The 15,759-nt window shown below is 61.1% G+C and carries 19 protein-coding genes, 1 tRNA gene and 1 pseudogene; 15 read left to right on the top strand and 6 right to left on the bottom strand.

Going from position 1 to position 15,759, the window contains the following annotated elements; all coding sequences use genetic code 11:
• The first annotated feature begins 50 nt into the window (after window positions 1–50).
• Complete coding sequence (locus C4K40_RS19705) at window positions 51–842, top strand: helix-turn-helix transcriptional regulator (RefSeq protein WP_053136515.1); 792 nt, start codon at window positions 51–53, stop codon at window positions 840–842.
• An 88-nt stretch (window positions 843–930) separates the two neighbouring features.
• Here the strand turns inward: C4K40_RS19705 and C4K40_RS19700 are convergent, their stop codons facing one another.
• Window positions 931–1,932 (bottom strand): AraC family transcriptional regulator, encoded by a 1,002-nt coding sequence (locus tag C4K40_RS19700; protein ID WP_031320123.1) that lies wholly within the window; start codon window positions 1,930–1,932, stop codon window positions 931–933.
• 249 nt (window positions 1,933–2,181) lie between these two features.
• Here C4K40_RS19700 and C4K40_RS19695 point away from each other — a divergent pair, with 249 nt between their 5' ends.
• Window positions 2,182–2,955 (top strand): EAL domain-containing protein, encoded by a 774-nt coding sequence (locus tag C4K40_RS19695; protein WP_022639579.1) that lies wholly within the window; start codon window positions 2,182–2,184, stop codon window positions 2,953–2,955.
• A 56-nt stretch (window positions 2,956–3,011) separates the two neighbouring features.
• Here C4K40_RS19695 and C4K40_RS19690 read toward each other — a convergent pair whose 3' ends face one another.
• Both C4K40_RS19690 and C4K40_RS19685 read right to left on the bottom strand, forming a co-directional pair.
• On the bottom strand, window positions 3,012–3,386 hold the full coding sequence (locus C4K40_RS19690) for a YceK/YidQ family lipoprotein (RefSeq protein ID WP_022639578.1): 375 nt from the start codon (window positions 3,384–3,386) through the stop codon (window positions 3,012–3,014).
• A gap of 65 nt (window positions 3,387–3,451) precedes the next feature.
• A complete protein-coding gene (locus tag C4K40_RS19685; protein WP_022639577.1) occupies window positions 3,452–3,709 on the bottom strand; it encodes a YceK/YidQ family lipoprotein in 258 nt (85 codons plus the stop codon).
• Between the two features lie 127 nt (window positions 3,710–3,836).
• On the opposite strand from C4K40_RS19685, the gene C4K40_RS19680 reads away from it, so the two are divergent.
• Complete coding sequence (locus C4K40_RS19680) at window positions 3,837–4,148, top strand: hypothetical protein (RefSeq protein ID WP_053136512.1); 312 nt, start codon at window positions 3,837–3,839, stop codon at window positions 4,146–4,148.
• Here the strand turns inward: C4K40_RS19680 and C4K40_RS19675 are convergent, their stop codons facing one another.
• Complete coding sequence (locus C4K40_RS19675) at window positions 4,149–4,685, bottom strand: DinB family protein (RefSeq protein WP_053136509.1); 537 nt, start codon at window positions 4,683–4,685, stop codon at window positions 4,149–4,151.
• Window positions 4,686–4,808: 123 nt separating this feature from the next.
• Between C4K40_RS19675 and C4K40_RS19670 the strand changes: the two genes are divergently transcribed.
• Entirely contained in the window at window positions 4,809–6,041 is a 1,233-nt protein-coding gene (locus C4K40_RS19670) for a YgcG family protein (protein ID WP_053136504.1), read from the top strand.
• Window positions 6,042–6,105: 64 nt separating this feature from the next.
• On the opposite strand, the gene C4K40_RS19665 is transcribed toward C4K40_RS19670, so the two are convergent.
• On the bottom strand, window positions 6,106–6,300 hold the full coding sequence (locus tag C4K40_RS19665; protein WP_053136501.1) for a hypothetical protein: 195 nt from the start codon (window positions 6,298–6,300) through the stop codon (window positions 6,106–6,108).
• 182 nt (window positions 6,301–6,482) lie between these two features.
• Here C4K40_RS19665 and C4K40_RS19660 point away from each other — a divergent pair, with 182 nt between their 5' ends.
• The 10 genes and pseudogenes from C4K40_RS19660 to C4K40_RS19615 form a co-directional block, all read left to right on the top strand.
• The gene (locus tag C4K40_RS19660; protein ID WP_022639572.1) at window positions 6,483–7,367 is read left to right on the top strand and encodes a LysR family transcriptional regulator; all 885 of its coding nucleotides are present in this window, start codon (window positions 6,483–6,485) and stop codon (window positions 7,365–7,367) included.
• 185 nt (window positions 7,368–7,552) lie between these two features.
• Window positions 7,553–8,389, top strand: coding sequence for a bifunctional allantoicase/(S)-ureidoglycine aminohydrolase (locus tag C4K40_RS19655; RefSeq protein ID WP_022639570.1), 837 nt, complete (start codon window positions 7,553–7,555; stop codon window positions 8,387–8,389).
• Window positions 8,390–8,756: 367 nt separating this feature from the next.
• Window positions 8,757–8,903, top strand: a complete 147-nt coding sequence (locus C4K40_RS19650) for a hypothetical protein (protein WP_124421344.1) — start codon at window positions 8,757–8,759, stop codon at window positions 8,901–8,903.
• A gap of 358 nt (window positions 8,904–9,261) precedes the next feature.
• Entirely contained in the window at window positions 9,262–9,729 is a 468-nt protein-coding gene (locus C4K40_RS19645; RefSeq protein ID WP_053136498.1) for a hypothetical protein, read from the top strand.
• A 149-nt stretch (window positions 9,730–9,878) separates the two neighbouring features.
• Window positions 9,879–10,298 carry a hypothetical protein gene (locus C4K40_RS19640; RefSeq protein WP_053136495.1) on the top strand — a complete coding sequence of 140 codons (420 nt, stop codon included), beginning with the start codon at window positions 9,879–9,881 and terminating at the stop codon, window positions 10,296–10,298.
• 665 nt (window positions 10,299–10,963) lie between these two features.
• The gene (locus tag C4K40_RS19635; RefSeq protein ID WP_053136492.1) at window positions 10,964–11,167 is read left to right on the top strand and encodes a hypothetical protein; all 204 of its coding nucleotides are present in this window, start codon (window positions 10,964–10,966) and stop codon (window positions 11,165–11,167) included.
• Between the two features lie 973 nt (window positions 11,168–12,140).
• A complete protein-coding gene (locus C4K40_RS19630; protein ID WP_083456981.1) occupies window positions 12,141–13,001 on the top strand; it encodes a putidacin L1 family lectin-like bacteriocin in 861 nt (286 codons plus the stop codon).
• Window positions 13,002–13,127: 126 nt separating this feature from the next.
• A complete protein-coding gene (locus C4K40_RS19625) occupies window positions 13,128–13,400 on the top strand; it encodes a hypothetical protein (protein ID WP_053136489.1) in 273 nt (90 codons plus the stop codon).
• A 46-nt stretch (window positions 13,401–13,446) separates the two neighbouring features.
• Window positions 13,447–13,743 carry a transposase gene (locus C4K40_RS19620; protein WP_124421343.1) on the top strand — a complete coding sequence of 99 codons (297 nt, stop codon included), beginning with the start codon at window positions 13,447–13,449 and terminating at the stop codon, window positions 13,741–13,743.
• 43 nt (window positions 13,744–13,786) lie between these two features.
• Window positions 13,787–14,572, top strand: a pseudogene (locus C4K40_RS19615) (IS3 family transposase); the annotation flags it as partial.
• A 278-nt stretch (window positions 14,573–14,850) separates the two neighbouring features.
• On the opposite strand, the gene C4K40_RS19610 reads toward C4K40_RS19615, so the two are convergent.
• A tRNA-Ser gene (locus C4K40_RS19610) sits at window positions 14,851–14,938 on the bottom strand.
• A 123-nt stretch (window positions 14,939–15,061) separates the two neighbouring features.
• On the opposite strand from C4K40_RS19610, the gene C4K40_RS19605 reads away from it, so the two are divergent.
• Window positions 15,062–15,733, top strand: a complete 672-nt coding sequence (locus C4K40_RS19605) for a Bax inhibitor-1/YccA family protein (RefSeq protein ID WP_022639478.1) — start codon at window positions 15,062–15,064, stop codon at window positions 15,731–15,733.
• Window positions 15,734–15,759: the final 26 nt, after the last annotated feature.

Raw genomic sequence — 15,759 nt, 5'->3', positions numbered from 1 at the left:
GCGACTCTAACGTGCCTGTCATCTACCGACTAACGCCAAAGAGCCAGTTAATGCCGCCTAAAGGACATGAAAAGATCGTCAGGCGCAGTATTCCCGGTCTTCCCAGCTTGCCGAGACCGGTGTACGGACGTACTGAATCCTTGCCCAACCGGGCCCTGACCCGGCGTCACAGCCATCCCTGGGTGCAGTTGTCCTATGCCATCGCCGGGGTGCTGGAGATCCAGACCAGCGCTGGGCGCTTCATCGCGCCGCCACAACGGGCGGTGTGGATTCCCGCCGGAGTGCCGCATCGGGTGTTCAGTTCGCCGCGTACCGAAATGCGCAGCCTGTACCTGGATTGCAGCGTCACCGCCTGGGCCGATACCGACAACTGCCAGGTACTGGCGGTCAGCGACCTGTTGCGCGAGCTGATCCGCGCCTTCAGCGAGCTGCCGGTGGAGTACGTGCAGGACAGCGCCGACGGTCGCCTGGCCCAGGTGCTGCTGGACCAGCTGGCCGCCGCGCCGCAGCTGGACCTGATGCTGCCGCTGCCCCATGACGTGCGCTTGCGTTCGATCTACCGCAGCCTGCAGGCCCGTCCCGAACAGCAGACCACCCTGGGTCAGTGGGGGCAGAAACTCGGCGTCACCGAGAAGACCCTCAGCCGCTTGTTCCTCAAGGACACCGGGTTGACCTTCCGCGCCTGGCGCCAGCGCCTGCGCCTGTTGGGCGCTTTGACGCCGCTGGAGCAGGGCGAGCGGGTCACCGACGTGGCGCTGGCGTGCGGCTACGATTCCACCTCGGCCTTCATCGCCGCCTTCCGTCAACAGTTCGATGCGACCCCGGGCGAATTCTTTCGCTGAACCAGTAACCGCGCCATCGCCCGGCGACTCGGCCGAGCCGTGCGCAGCCTGCGGCAGCGGCTACCCCCGGCAGTATCCGGTGGCTCATTCACTGTTCGCGATAGCGCCCCGGGGTCATGCCGAACCAGCGGATGCAGGCCTTGTGGAAACTGCTCTGGTCGCGAAACCCCAGCAATGCGCCGATGTACTTCACGCTGCGCATGGAATTGCGCAGGAAGCTGTGGGCCAGCATCAACCGGGCTTCGTCTTGTAGCGCCGAGAAATGCACGTCTTCGTGGCCCAGGCGGCGCTGCAGGCCACGGGCGCTGACGCCGACCATCTCGGCGATGTGCGGCAGGTCGCTGGGCGCGCCGCGGGCCAGGCATTCGGAGAGGGCCCGACGCACCCTTGCGGTCATCGAACCGCTGAGCAGCACGTTGAGCCGGGTGCGGGCGTATTCGGTGTGCAGCACGTCCAGGGCCGGGTCGGCGCTGGGTAGCTCGATGGCGCAGTCCTGGCTGCTGAAGGTCAGGCTGTTGTGCGGGGCGCAGAACTGCAGGTTGTCCCCCAGCAGACGGCGCAGGGCGCGGGTATCCGCAGGCTCGGCGTAGGTGAAGGCCGCCGCCAGGGGGCGTGGCTTGTGCTGGGGCAGCAACCAGTGCAGCAGGCCCAGGGTCTGGGCTGCCCCGGCATCGATCACTGCCCGGGGGATCGACGAAGGCTCGGCGGTGACGTCGAAGCCGATCAATTGCATGGCCTGCGGCTTGCGTTCCAGGCACATGCAGAAACCGTTGCTGATCAGCGCGTGGTAGTCCACCAGGCGTTGCAGCGCCGTGCCCAGGGTCGCGCAGGACATCACCGCATACCCCAGCGCCTTGAGATTGGCCGGGTGGGCCTTGTCGTAGGCCAGCAGGCCCAGGTCCGGGTTGCCGGTACGGCGACAGGCCTCGCCCATCATCTGGTAGACCAGTTCCAGCCTGACGCCCTTGGGGTTCTCATCAACGTCCTGGGGGCTGCTGCCGAACTGCCTGAGCAGGGCGTCGACATTGGCGCCGCCCTCTCTCATGACATCGGCGAGCACCCGAAAGCTGGCGCTGGTCATTCTGTGCATAGGTCTTCCTGGACTGGTGGCTAAACGATGCCGATGCGGCCTCGGGCATGATTGCAATAAACAAAAGGCCGCAGACGATTAAGCAGGGAGGCAGGTTTCCGAGGACAAGCGAAAGGTGTCCGGGAACACTTCCTCCGGGCCTGAGTGAGGGTCGATCATGCTCGGGCAGGGACCCTTGGGTGACCGCGGCAAGCGCTTTGCCGCGCCACTCTTGCCAGGGTGTGCCGTTGCCTTGTCGAGGGATCTGTCATGCACAGCAGCAAAGAGTTTTATCGCGAACTGGCCGAAGGGCGCCTGATGCTGGCGTTCCAGCCGGTGGTCTGGCTGCCGGACCACAATCGGGTGCTGTATTACGAAGGGCTGCTGCGCCATGGCGCTGCCCAGGGTGGCGAGGCCTATCCCCTGGCGCTGCTGGAGGCGCAGCCGCTGATGCGTGAGCTGGACCGGGCCGTGGTACTCGCGGTGATCGACTGCCTGCGCCGGGACGAGCGACTGCGCCTGGGCTGCAACATCTCGGCCCGCAGCGCCATCATCGATTCGTTCTGGTTCGCCATCCTCGACCTGCTGCGCGAGGCGCCGTCGCTGGCTTCGCGGCTGGTGATCGAGATCACCGAGAGCGCCACGCCCCCGAGCATCGAGGCAGCCAGTGAATTCGTCCTGTGCCTGCGCGAGCTGGGCTGCCGGGTGGCCATCGACGACTTTGGCGCGGGCCTGGGTACCCTGGAGTTCATCCGCCAGACCCGGCCGGATATCGTCAAGATCGACAAGGGTTATATCCAGCGTGCCCGCAGCGAGGCCAACAGCGTGCAGACCCTTGGGCACCTGGTGCAGTTGTGCAAGACCCTGGCTCCGTGCGTGATCGTCGAGGGCGTGGAAAGCGCTGCCGACCAGAGCCTGGCCAGCGCCTGCGGTGGCGAGTGGGGGCAGGGCTACCTGTTTGGCCGGCCCCAGGTGGAGCGCCTGGGGCGTGCCTGTCGGTTGCAACGGGCCATGCCTGAGCTGTGTGTGCCGGACCAGGCCTGATCCGCTTTCGCCTCGTCACGCCAGCCAAGCCGCTGAGGACGCGCCAAGGCCGCTGCTCAGGCCAGCGGCATGCAGCGCTGGCCAACGTCCAGGAAGGGCTCGCCCAGGGGTGGGGAATCTTCAAGGTCCGGGTGTTTGCTGGACGAATTCATGTTGCGCTTGGGGCGCTCCGGCTGCACGGCGTCATAGGGCAGCAACAGGGTGTCGAGCAAGGCGTCTGCCGGCAGGGTGGCGACGATTGCGATCGGGCATACCACCATGACCCAGCAGCCGCCGGTGAGCATGCGGCCGTAGCCATCCATGTCGTAGCCGGTGAGTACCTGGGCGCTGGTCCGGGTGCTGCGGTAGTAGCGATCGTCGCGCCAGTCCAGGCTGCCGCCGCGGGCCATGTAGGTGCCGCAGCCGGACAGCAGCAGGGTATTGAGCAACAACAGGGAACTGAGGATTCGGATGATAGTGAGTCCACAAGGGGGCTTGAGGGAAAGCTGGAACAGGGTCAGTCGTTCAGCGCGTCGTAGGGCAACAGGGCGGTGTCGGCCACCAGGTCCACCGGCAGGCTGACGATGGCGACCACCGGGCAGACGATGCTCATCCAGCAGAACAGCGTGGTGTAGCCGTCGTAGCCAGTGGCGCCGCGCATGGTCAGCAGCTCGACGTTGGCCTGGGTGCCCTTGTAGTAGTCGTAGCCGCTATGGGCATCGGGGGTGCGGGCGATGAGGGTGCCACAACCGGTCAATGCCAGCAGGGCGAACACGAGCGCGGGTTTGAAGAGTTTGATGGCGCCATTCCTTAGCCTGGGATTTTTTGCGCGCGCATGGTCGCAGAAGCCCGCTGCGGGCGCTAGATTGGGCGCGGATAAATCATCGCCCCCAGGAGTTTCCATGCCGCAGCCCCGTACCCTTGACCTGCTGTTCGCCGAAGAACCACGGACCTGGGGGCTGCGTGGCGACCCGTATCTGTGGCGGGCGATGGCGGTAGAGCTGGGCCGCACCCCCTGGCCCGACAGCCTGGAGCACCTGGACCTCGTCCTCGCCCAGGCCTTCGAGCGACTGACCGGCAGGGGCCTGGATGCCCAGGAGCATTTCTTCGTCGAGGCCTTCGCCCATGGCGGCATGTCCAGCGGGGGGATTTCCCCGCAGTTCTGGCGCGAAAAGGGCTTGCCGCGGCTACGCCAACGCTGGGCTGCTGCCTGATCAGCTCGCCTCGGGAATCAGCATCAGCAGGTCGGTGGCGCCCACATCCACCCCGGCCTGGGTCAGCAGGGTGGTGGCCTGGCCACGGTGGTGGGTCTGGTGATTGAAAAAATGCACCAGCAAGGCGTGGAAGTTGCGTTCGGCGGCGATGCCCCGGGTGTTGCTGTAGGGCAGGTCGTGATCAAGGTCGGCCTCGACCAGGGACTGGCTGAAGTCGAGGATGAGCTGGTCCAGCCACTGGCGTTGCTGCCAGAGCGCGCGGATATCCGGATACAGCAGGCTCTTGAGGTCTTGCGGGGTCGCCACCTGCTGCAGTGGCGCCAGGGCCGGATGCTGCCCTGGGTGCCGGGCAAAGCGCTTGAGCCAGATGGTATCGCCAGCCAGCAGGTGATTGAGGGTGCCGAGGATCGAGCCGAAGAAGGCTTGTCGGTCCAGGACGAGTTGTTCGTCGGCAAGGCCCATGGCGGCCTGGTACAGGTTGGCATTCATCCACTGGTTGTAGCGGGCCATCAGGCCCAGGTGTTCGATACGGTTCATGGCCGCTCCTTGTTTTCATCAGGCACGGGACAGCTTGGCAAGGCTGCAGGCCCTGAGGCAAGGACCGGCGCCCGGGGTGTTAAAGTCCGTACCTTCGCAGGGCATTACAAGTGGTGGAAAAGGATGGTCGAGCTGTTCCAGCGACATGGACGGATCTTCTGGCTGGCATTGCTGTTGGCTTGCTTGCCGTCGACGGTGTTCGCCGAACCTGGCGTTCCGGGCCTGGTAAAGGTGGCCCTGGACCGCCGGGTCATCGATCTTGCGGCTACCCTGGATGCCGCGACCCAGCAACGCCTGGAGCACAAGCTGGCGGCCCTGGAGCAGCGCCGGGGAGCACAGGTCGCGCTGATGCTGGTGCCCAATCTCGGCCAGCAGAGCATCGAGGCCCTGGGCAACCAGCTGTTCCGTGCCTGGAAGCTGGGGCGCAAGGGGCAGGACGACGGCATCTTGCTGTTGGTGGCCAAGAACGATCGCCAGGTGCGCATCGAGGTCGGGTATGGCCTGGAGGGGCAGGTCACTGACTTGCTGGCCGGGCAGATCATCGCCCGCGACCTGGTCCCGGCCTTCGCCCGGGGCGACTTTGCCGGCGGGATCGAGCGCGCCCTGGATGACCTGATCGTGCTGGTGGACGGAGGGCAGATGCCGATGGTCGACGACGAGCCGTCCGAGCCCGAACCCTTGAGCATTCCGCCCGAGGCCTACGCGTTGCTGCTGGCGTTCGTCTGTGGCTCGGTAGCCGGGGTGATGCTGGCTGCCGGCTGGGCCTGGCGCCGCGTGCTGGCGGGCCTGGTGTTGCTCACGGCGTTATTGGTGGGGGCTGCCGGTGGCACGCAATGGCCGGTGCAACTGTTGATGGTGCCGCTGTGCATGTTGGTGGGGGGCGCCACGTTCGCCGGGCTGTGGCAGTCGCGGCGGGTGTTCTACGGTGTACTGGGGCTGTTGTTGTACGTCGCGCTGCTGACCCTCGTCAGTCAGTACCTGGGCAGTTCGACCTTCCTCTACGGCCTGGCCTGGCCTGGGGCGGCGCTGCTGGTGATCGGCCTGCACTGGCTGCTCTGCGCCATGATGCATGCCCGCTGGAAGAAGAGCCCCAGGGGCTTTGCCTGGCGCGTGGCGGTGCTGTTGTCGCTGACGTTCTTGCTGGGCTCGACCGTGGGGGCCTGGGAGGCGCTGGAACACTGGTGGAAGGCGCTGCCGTTCGGTTATTTCCTGGGGGTCATGTTGTTCGTCAACGGCCTGAGCGTGCGTTGGAGCAGCGGCTCCGGCAGCAGCGGTGGGGGATCATCCGGCTCGGGAGGGGGATTTTCCGGGGGAGGTGGCTCCAGTGGTGGTGGCGGGGCTTCGGGCAGCTGGTGAGCCCCGTGCCTGGGCACCGACCATAGGGAATGGGCCCAGGCTGATAGGCCAAGGCCCGGCTGCTTCAGTCGTCTAGCAGGCTGGCGCCGTACTGGTTGAAGCTGTTGCCCAGGGCCGCGTTGCCATTGACGTTGAGCCTGGCCATGCCGCCGCCGAGCCGGCAGGCATCCGAGTAGCAGGAATGGTGGGTGGCGCTGGAGCAGGCACCGAGCAGCAATGCGGCGCCAATCAATAGCACTCTGATGCAGTTCAACTTCATGTTCAGCAACTCCAGGTCCGGACCGGGGATCGAATGGGCTGGCGCTTCATCTAGCGCTGTCACATATTGATACATGTTCTGCTTTTGCGATAGCCGGGGGTGTTCGCCAGGTGCCAGGGCGTTTGTTTCCTGGTGCGGGAACCGGTAGAAAGAGCCCACGCATTCAGAAAACAGATGAGCCGATGAGCGACATCGAGAAATCCACTAGCCGCCTGTTCGACCTCGACCTGCTGCGAGCCATAGTCACGGTGGCCGACTGCGGTAGTTTCACCACCGCGGCCACGCGCCTGCACTCCACCCAGTCCACCGTCAGCCAGAAGATTCGCCGCCTGGAAGAAATGGCCGGGCATCGCTTGCTCGAGCGCGGCAACCGCGATGTGCTGCCCACCGATGCCGGCGAGACGCTGCTGGGTTATGCCCGGCGCCTGCTGGCGCTGAACGACGAAATGCTCGAGGCGCTGTCCGGGGCCACGGTGGCGCTGACGGTGCGTATCGGCGTGCCGGATGACTTCGCCACCGGGCGGACCACCGAACAGCTGGCGGCCTTCAACCGGCGCTATCCGCAGGTCAAGCTGGAGGTCACCAGCGGCATGAGCCGTGACTTGAGCGCCAGTTACGACCGTGGCGAGCTCGACCTGGTGTTGCTCAAGCAACGCCGGAGCAGCCGCGAGGCGCAGGCCTGCTGGCCGGAAAAGACCCGTTGGGTGGACAGCGCCAGGAACCCCTGCATCGACCTGGACCCGCTGCCCATCGTGACTTTCCCGCCCAGGGGGGTGTACCGCGATGAAATGATCAGCGCCCTGGAAGGCATCGGCCGGCGCTGGCATATCAGTTTTACCAGTTCCAGCCTCAGTGGCCTGCAATCGGCCATCGCCGATGGCATGGGCATCGGCCTGCTGCCGCTGCGGGCGGTGACGGCGGAACACCAGGTGCTGGCCAAGGCCAGCGGACTGCCGGCGGTGGATGTGTTCGAGGTGGCATTGCTGCACCGCCCGGCGGCCGATCCCATGGTCAAGGAGCTGGCTCGGGTGCTGTCCCGGGTGCTGGCCCAGGACACGCGCGGATAAGCTTGTTAGATATTCGATAAATGAATGTCACCTATTTCAGTATTTAATTTGTGCATGAAGAGGCGGCTGGATATCGTGGTGCCCATGGCGGCCCACGCCACGCCGTTGACGTATCGGGCCCAGGCTTTGTTCACCCTGCCTGCCGTGACGGGCGGGGCAGCAAAACAACAATGAGGAGAGTCTCCATGTCCAAGTCCACTTACTACGCGCCGCATGGCGGGCACCCGGCCCAGACCGAGCTGCTCACCGACCGTGCGATGTTCACCGAAGCCTACGCGGTGATTCCCAAGGGCGTGATGCGCGATATCGTCACCAGCCACCTGCCCCACTGGGACAACATGCGCATGTGGGTCATCGCCCGCCCGCTGTCGGGTTTCGCTGAAACCTTCTCTCAGTACATCGTCGAAGTCGGCCCCAACGGCGGCAGCGACAAGCCCGAGCAGGACCCCAACGCCGAGGCGGTGCTGTTCGTCGTCGAGGGTGAGGTGAACCTGACCCTGCAAGGCCAGCAACACGTGCTCACGCCTGGGGGCTATGCCTTCATTCCGCCGGCCGCCGATTGGAAGCTGCGCAACACCAGCGGCACCGAAGCGCGTTTCCACTGGATTCGCAAGCATTACCAGAAGGTCGATGGCGTGCCGTACCCGGAGGCTTTCGTCACCAACGAGCAAGACATCGAGCCACGGGTGATGCCCGACACCGAAGGTCGCTGGAGCACCACCCGCTTCGTCGACATGAGCGACATGCGCCATGACATGCACGTCAACATCGTCAACTTCGAGCCGGGCGGCGTGATTCCGTTCGCCGAGACCCATGTCATGGAACACGGTCTCTATGTGCTGGAAGGCAAGGCGGTGTATCGCCTGAACCAGGATTGGGTCGAGGTCGAGGCTGGTGACTTCATGTGGTTGCGTGCGTTCTGCCCGCAGGCCTGCTACTCCGGCGGCCCGGGTCGCTTCCGCTACCTGCTGTACAAGGATGTGAACCGCCAGATGCGCCTGACCCTGAACGCGCCGCATTGATGCGCAGGGCCAGGGCAGCGATCGACTGCTGCCCTGGCTGTCCAGGTTCCGCACCAGACCGGCGAGCGATCGCCGGTTTTCTTTCGCCCCGGGAAAAGCGTTTCGCCTGCTGGGCCGCATCACCTGGCCGTGGATGCCGACGCCAGAGCGGCTGGCGCCAGCAGTGCCGGAATATTCCAGGGTGGCGCGACAGTGTGTCGCACTGGCGTGATGGACGAGCCTGGTCTTTGCTGTGTCGGGCCTGGCGCCGTGCCGGGTGGTCCACTTCACGTCATGTGGGGGCAGGTGTCCTGCCCCAGGTAGAGGGGGCGTTCAACTACGCAAAAGGACACGGACCGTTATCGATGTCTCGACCAAGGAGTTCATGTTGAAAATGAAATTTCTGGCGGCTTCGCTGCTGCTCTGGATGTTCTCGATGACCGCGCAAGCGGGTTGCGCGGTATTGGGGCCCTGGGATGATCCGTGCTCGAAAGCCGTGCTCGGTCCGACTCCTACATTGTGCGAATGCCCATGACTGAATCGCACTCCGACCAGGACGGTGGAATCTTGTGTGACTGACCAGGAGGTCTTGAATGAAGAAAATGTTGTTGGCGGCATTGCTGCTATGCGGTTTCTCCCTGACTGCCCAAGCTTCGTGCCCGGTGTTCGGTCCGTCCAAGGATCCATGCAGCGGCCCGGTATTTGGCCCGTCTACCTGCGAGTGCCCATGAGGTAACTTGCCTGGCGGGTCCGGCCGGTGCCGGGCCCGCACGCCGGGAAGACTGTCGTGGGTTGCGAGAGATCCCGGCCGATCACGGTTGCTGGAAGGCCACCCAGCGTTCAGCGACAATAGCGCCCTTCGATTTTCCCCCGCCAAAGCAAGGAGCAACCCGGTGAGAGCTGTTTATGGCACGGCCTATGTCGACCAGTTGATCGACAGCCGCAGCTACGAGGCCATGGCCATGCTCGGTGCGCATATGGAGGCGGCCGCACCGGCTCCCGATCAGCCGGACCTGGGTCTGCCGGCGCCGCTGTTCGTCTATCTGGAAGCCCTGACCTGGTTCGCCCAATCGGTTCGTTCCGGTGCCTGGACCTATTTTGAAGCGACCCCACATCCTCGGCAGCAAGCGATGCGTGACAACCTGCTGGCGCTGGATTGCGATTGCTGGCGGGAGCGCTATGTCTTTGGCATGGATCACTGGGCCGACGAGGCTTCGATGGCGGAGCTGGATCGGTGGATCGACGCATCCGAGCCGGAGCAGGAGTCCTGGCTGTTGCAGTTGCTGGACACCCATCGTGATCGGCTCAAGCAGCTGCTGTGCCGCGCCGAACACCTCCAGTTGGGTGAGCCAGATGCGTAAAGCCGATCGCCTGTTCCAACTGGTCAACCTGATCCGGCTTCACCAGCAAGTGTTTTGAAGGAGGCGCATAGCCAGGTGCCGAGACTGGTAGAGCAACGCAACAAGATCGGTATTTTGCTAGGCTGCGGCCTTTTTCAAGGGATGGTCTTATGTCTGATCGGTTCATGACGGTTGATCTGCAAAGCAGGAAGCAGTTTGTAAAGGAAGTTGTGCAGGAACTGGGCTATGCACTGGTCAATGAGAATGAGCGATCGGTTTTCTTTGAGGGCGCTAACAAGATTGTCTATGGCGTCAATCTCAGTACCCTCGACGATGGTTATGTCGCGATCAACTTCGCGGTAGCCGCCGGGCGCACGGTGGACGATGCGCAGCGCATTGCCGTGTTGAATCACTTCAATCATGACTACAGGGTCTTGAAGTGCTTCTACAGTGAGAAACCTTCCTTGTTGTTCAGCATGGAGTCCTTTGTATTTTCAGAAGAGGGTTTCGTGAACTTCTTCAACTACTCCGCAGGCGCTCTCGAAGAAGCCTATGCTGAATTGCAAGCCCGTTTCCCAGGGGCATATTGATATCCAGTGGCAGAACAGGGGCCGGAAAGGTCGAGTTGTTGCTGGATGAGAAGAGTGCGATCAGGTTTGATCCGTACATCAGGATCGTAGGCTAACCCCAGCAGGACCATCGTTCAGGGGCAGCGCCCGAGCCGATATCCGAACGCTGGCATATGCAGTCTTGGTGATGGCTGGTTCAGTGGCTTCAGCGCGGCATCTTGAGGAAAGCCCGGTTGCGTACCGGGCTTTTTTGTTGCTTGGGGCCGTTGTTGTGAGAAGGGCATATTTCAGTAGGCCCAGGGTGGTTCAAAAGCCCTCGGGGTAAAGTGCTGTGTCCTTCTTGGAACAGTTCATTGCCGCTATTCGTTTAGCAAAGGGCATTTGGGAAAAGCCCTGCATGGATGGCATTAGCTGTTCTTGTTGCTTGCGAGCGGATTCAAGCGAAACCGACAATATTCTTGAATTGAAGTACCTGCATTGCTCCAAACGTTCCGTTTCGGTCCTGGGCATCGGCACCGCATCGACTTCCTTTGATACTCCTCGCTCTGTTTGCTTGCACAGCCCGATGAAACCGCAGCTGCAAGAGAAATCATCACAAAAAACAAGAACCTCATACTTGACCTTCACTCTACTTATTGGGGATTCCAGATAGCTGGGGCAGGGGTGGAAAACTCTACCTGGAGTACTTGTCCGAGGCCGGTTTCGAGCGGGTAGGGGACCTGCGCCAGGGCGATGTGATGTTGCCGGCTCGCTCGCCGCAGCCCAACTACGCGGGAGTCTATCTGGCCGATGGCGTGCTCAAGAGCGAGCCGGAACATTACCCTGCGCCTGGCTCCATCCTGCACCATCTTTATGGCCATGCCAGCGAACGCGACACCTATGGTGGCTAAGGGGAGGCTCACGGCACCGCAGAGTGGGGCCCCGCCCGGGTCGCCTTCGAGCAGAATGATTTTTGTAGGGGCGGGAAGTAGTATGAAAAATACTGTTTGCATGTACAGTATTTTGCTGAGATAGTAATTTCACTCCACGGTTGCATTGGGCGCGATCATCTACTGATGTAGATGCTGACCTGCAGCCAGCCGTGCGAAGGCCTCGAGCCCCGAACCTTCGCCTTTGAGCGATATGAAAGCGGAATTCTCCGCGAAAAATCATTCAACTCAATAGGTGATTAATTTGAACTTTGTAAAGGTCGGTAAAAATCATGTGTGTATAGGCCCATTGAAAGGCGTTGTGCAGGTTATTGCTCCCTCGCAGAACACTGCAGGTATCACGATCAACACTTCATGCATCGCGGTAGGTAAGGGATCAGTGAACATGGTGTCGGGTACCTTTCCGCCAACCTCTACCGCAGACTTCCGTCAGCCAGTCATCTTCGGCGCAAACGGTAACGCGGCCGAGGGGCATTCCTACGAGGCCTTTATGCCATACCCGCTATTCCTTCCGGCAGGCCAGGGTTTGTGGGTTGTCGGCGAGCCTAACGGCATTTCTTCGATTTCGTTGACCTGGGACGTTTTGGGGTGATGGTGCAGCCCTGCATGTGCTGTGGGGCAGGGATTGAGTCCTGTTTTAAAGCTTGGCTTTTCCTTTTCTAAAGCATCAATGGTTCGACCTGAGCCGGTTCGGGCATAGCGTCATGGATGTTGCTACGAACACTCAATATTTATACTGTTTTCATATCCAGTACTTTGCTGAGATAGTGATTTTACTCCTCGAGCCAATAGGAAGCGAAAACCAGCACATCGTTGGGGCTCACCTTCCTAGGCTTGCGTGAAGGCCTTTGAGTCTCGAGTGATCGCCCATGAGCGAAAAAGGAGCCCAGTAGCAGCTCCGCACTCAATAACTCATTTTATAGGTCTCAATCTCATGGCTTTCAAATATCCATTCTTGGCGAAAAACGGTTCCTCCATTTTTCCTCCAAAAACCATTTTAGGTGTTAACCAGTACCTTCAGTCTCCAAATGGGCGCTTCCGGCTGGTCAACCAGCCAGACCTCAACCTAGTTCTTTTGGACGGGGCAAATCCCATCTGGGTTGCAGACCGAAATTCCACGTTTTCGGACGAGTTCTATCCCCAGGTCTGGAAAAAAGACGATGCTTCCCAGGTGTACATGAACTACGTATTGGGCTTGTTAGATTTGGACCGTCGGCGGATTTGGCATACAAATAACTCTGACATCCCTGGTGGCAGCTTTGCCCAAGCAGCAGAGCGGACATACCTCCAACTGCAAGATGACGGCAACATGGTTATCGTAGATCTTTTCCCAGTGTGGAAGACCAATTCGTCGACACCTGTTAAGCCACAGGTACCTGCAGTACTTATTCCGCCGGGTACCAAGATCAATCCAGGCAACACCTTTACTGCAGGTAACAGCCGACTGGTATTCCAGCGCAGCGGTAACTTAGCCTTCTATGGTGCAGACGGCCGTCTCTCCTGGGCGTCCAACACGCAAAATAAAGGTGGGGCATTTGCTGTAATGGAGAAGGATGGCAACCTCATCATCTACACCGCTGATTCAAAGCCGCTTTGGAGTCTGGGGACAGGCGGTAATCCAGGTGCTTACGCCCGAATCCAAGAAGATGGCAGCTTCGCTATCGTGCGCGATCGCGTGTGTTGGGCCAGATTCGGTTTTACACCTTCGATCAAACCAGTACGAGTCATCTCTTTCGGCGGAAACCCATATAAGGATGGGCTTCCTACCTACGACCGCGTGATCTGGACCTTCTGAAGGCCTTTATGAGGTTTGGATGGTGCAAACCAGCCAAGCGTCTGACGCTGGCGGCCGTGAATCGACTTTTTCGTTTTCTTGTCAGGCCCTCATTAGGGCCCCAAGAGGATTATTTAGGATTTATTCATGGCCGAACCAGCAAGCACGACTGCCGGCGTCCTGCTGGTGAAGTACGGCGTGATCATTGGTGGCTTCGCAGGAGCGATCCTCTCGCTGGCCTTCCTGCGAGGCCTCACCCGGGGCCAGGCGGTCGCCGCCTTCTTCACCGGCTTCGCATCGCCAGTCTTCTGCACCCCGCTCGCCATCAGCTACTTCAACCTTGGCGCCAGCGGAGAAATCCAATACGGCGCGGCCTTCCTGATCGGCCTTCTGGCCATGAGCTGGTCTGTCCCGGGCTGAGTGGACACTGACTTAAGGTGGATAATGTCCACCGCAAGGAGTGTTCATGACCCAGACCAGACGATGTTTTCCCGAATCCTTCAAACGCGAGGCGGTATACCAGGTACTTGCCGGCACGCCGCTTCGTCATGTAGCCGAGACGCTCGGCATCGCTGAAAGCCTGCTGGGCAAATGGAAGCGCCAGTACGAGCAGCAAGGTGACGACGATGCCTTTCCGGGCAACGGCAAGCAGCGTGGAGAGAGCGCGGAGTTGCGTCGTCTACGCCAGCAACTGGCTCAGGTCACCATGGAGCGCGATGTTTTAAAAAAGGCGCTCGCCATCTTCTCGCAGCCCGCGAAGTGAAGTTCCGCGCCATCGAGGCGTTGGCTGGTCGCTATCCCGTAGCGGCTTCTATGCCTGGCAGCAGCGGCCACCTTCGGCGAGAGAGATGGCGAATCGGCGTCTGAGCAAGGAGATCCGCACCATTCACCACGAGGTGAATGGGATCTATGGCCATCGCCGAATCAAGGCCGAGTTAGCGGCCATGGGGCATGCGTGTGGTCGACACCGGGTTGCTCGACTGATGCGCGAAGCCGGTCTGCGCGTTCGCTCGCGCAAGCGCTGGCGGCTGGTTTCCAGCAGTCGTCATGCTCTGCCGATTGCCCCGAACCACCTGGATCGCCAGTTCGCCTCGGATCGCGCCAATCGGCACTGGGTCTCGGACATGACCTACGTGCGGACGGCCCAAGGTTGGCTGTATCTGGCAGTCGTGCTCGATCTCTATTCACGAGCCGTCGTCGGTTGGGCGATGCACCACCGCATGCAGCAGGCCTTGGTACACGCCGCGCTGGAGATGGCCATTGCACGCCGGCAGCCGAAAGAAGAAGTGCTGCTGCACTCGGATCGAGGCAGCCAATACTGCGCGTACGACTACCAGGCCTTACTTCGGCGACATCGAATCGTGCCCAGCCATTCACGTCCCGGGAACTGCTGGGACAACGCCGCGATGGAGAGCTTCTTCCGTTCGCTGAAGGCTGAGCGGGTGTACCTGACGCGCTATGCCAGCTACCACGAGGCGAAAACCGACCTGTTCGACTACATCCGCTTTTACAATCACCGTCGCCGCCACTCGACGCTGGGCTATCTCAGCCCGATGGAGTTTGAGCGGCGCTATGCGAGCAGTAACTCTTAACTACCTGTCCACCAGCTTCGGGACAGACCAAGCAGCTACCTCCGTCTAATAACTGCCAGCACTGGTGTTTGGCAAGAGTCGGCCATCCAGAGATTAGGAAAGTACAGGACAGCATTCAGGTCGGTCACAGGTTTTGGCATTCTGTCGGCAAGGAGCCGAAGGAAGGTAGTTGCGGAAACCTAAGAAATGATGCGGAAACGATCAGTTGGTGACGGTACGTGACCATGAGCAGCAGACACAAAAAAGCCCTGAATAATCAGGGCTTTATCGTAGAGATTTGGCGGAGGCGTAGAGATTCGAACTCTAGGACCTGTTACAGTCGGCGGTTTTCAAGACCGCTGCCTTAAACCACTCGGCCACACCTCCAGATCGCATTGCGGGCGCCATAATACCCGAATGAAACACACTGTCAAACTCTCTGCGTCGCGCGCTACAGCGCCTCTGTTATCATCCTTGCCACTAAATGTTTCAACCAACAGGAGTGTCGCCATGCGCGAACAGGATTACGCAGTTAACAACGGCGTGCAGGCCGAGCAGCTAGAGGTTAGCCGCGTCCTGCGCAACACTTATGGCTTGCTGGCCCTGACCCTCGCTTTCAGCGGGATCATGGCCTACGTGGCACAACAGATGCGCGTCGGTTACCCGAACGTCTTCGTCGTACTGATCGGTTTCTACGGTCTGTTCTTCCTCACCAGCAAACTCCGTGACTCGGTCTGGGGCCTGGTCTCGACTTTCGCCCTGACCGGTTTCATGGGCTTTTTGCTGGGCCCGATCCTCAACCGCTACCTGGGCATGCAGGGCGGCGCTGAAGTGGTCAGCTCGGCCTTCGCCATGACCGCACTGGTGTTCGGCGGCCTGTCGGCCTACGTGCTGATCACCCGCAAGGACATGAGCTTCCTGGGTGGTTTCATCACCGCCGGTTTCTTCGTCCTGATGGGCGCCGTGCTGGCCAGCCTGTTCTTCCAGATCAGCGGCCTGCAACTGGCGATCAGCGCCGGCTTCGTGCTGTTCTCCTCGGTGTGCATCCTGTTCCAGACCAGCGCCATCATCCACGGCGGCGAGCGCAACTACATCATGGCTACCATCAGCCTGTATGTATCGATCTACAACCTGTTCGTCAGCCTGCTGCAGCTGTTCGGCATCATGAGCCGCGACGACTGATCCTCAGCTTCAAGCCTTGAAAGAGC

This window comes from Pseudomonas sp. CMR5c, from assembly GCF_003850545.1.
GTDB classification, from domain to species: domain Bacteria; phylum Pseudomonadota; class Gammaproteobacteria; order Pseudomonadales; family Pseudomonadaceae; genus Aquipseudomonas; species Aquipseudomonas piscis.
The sequence above is the reverse complement of the archived record's forward strand: the minus strand, read 5'-3'. Positions and strand labels throughout refer to the sequence as shown.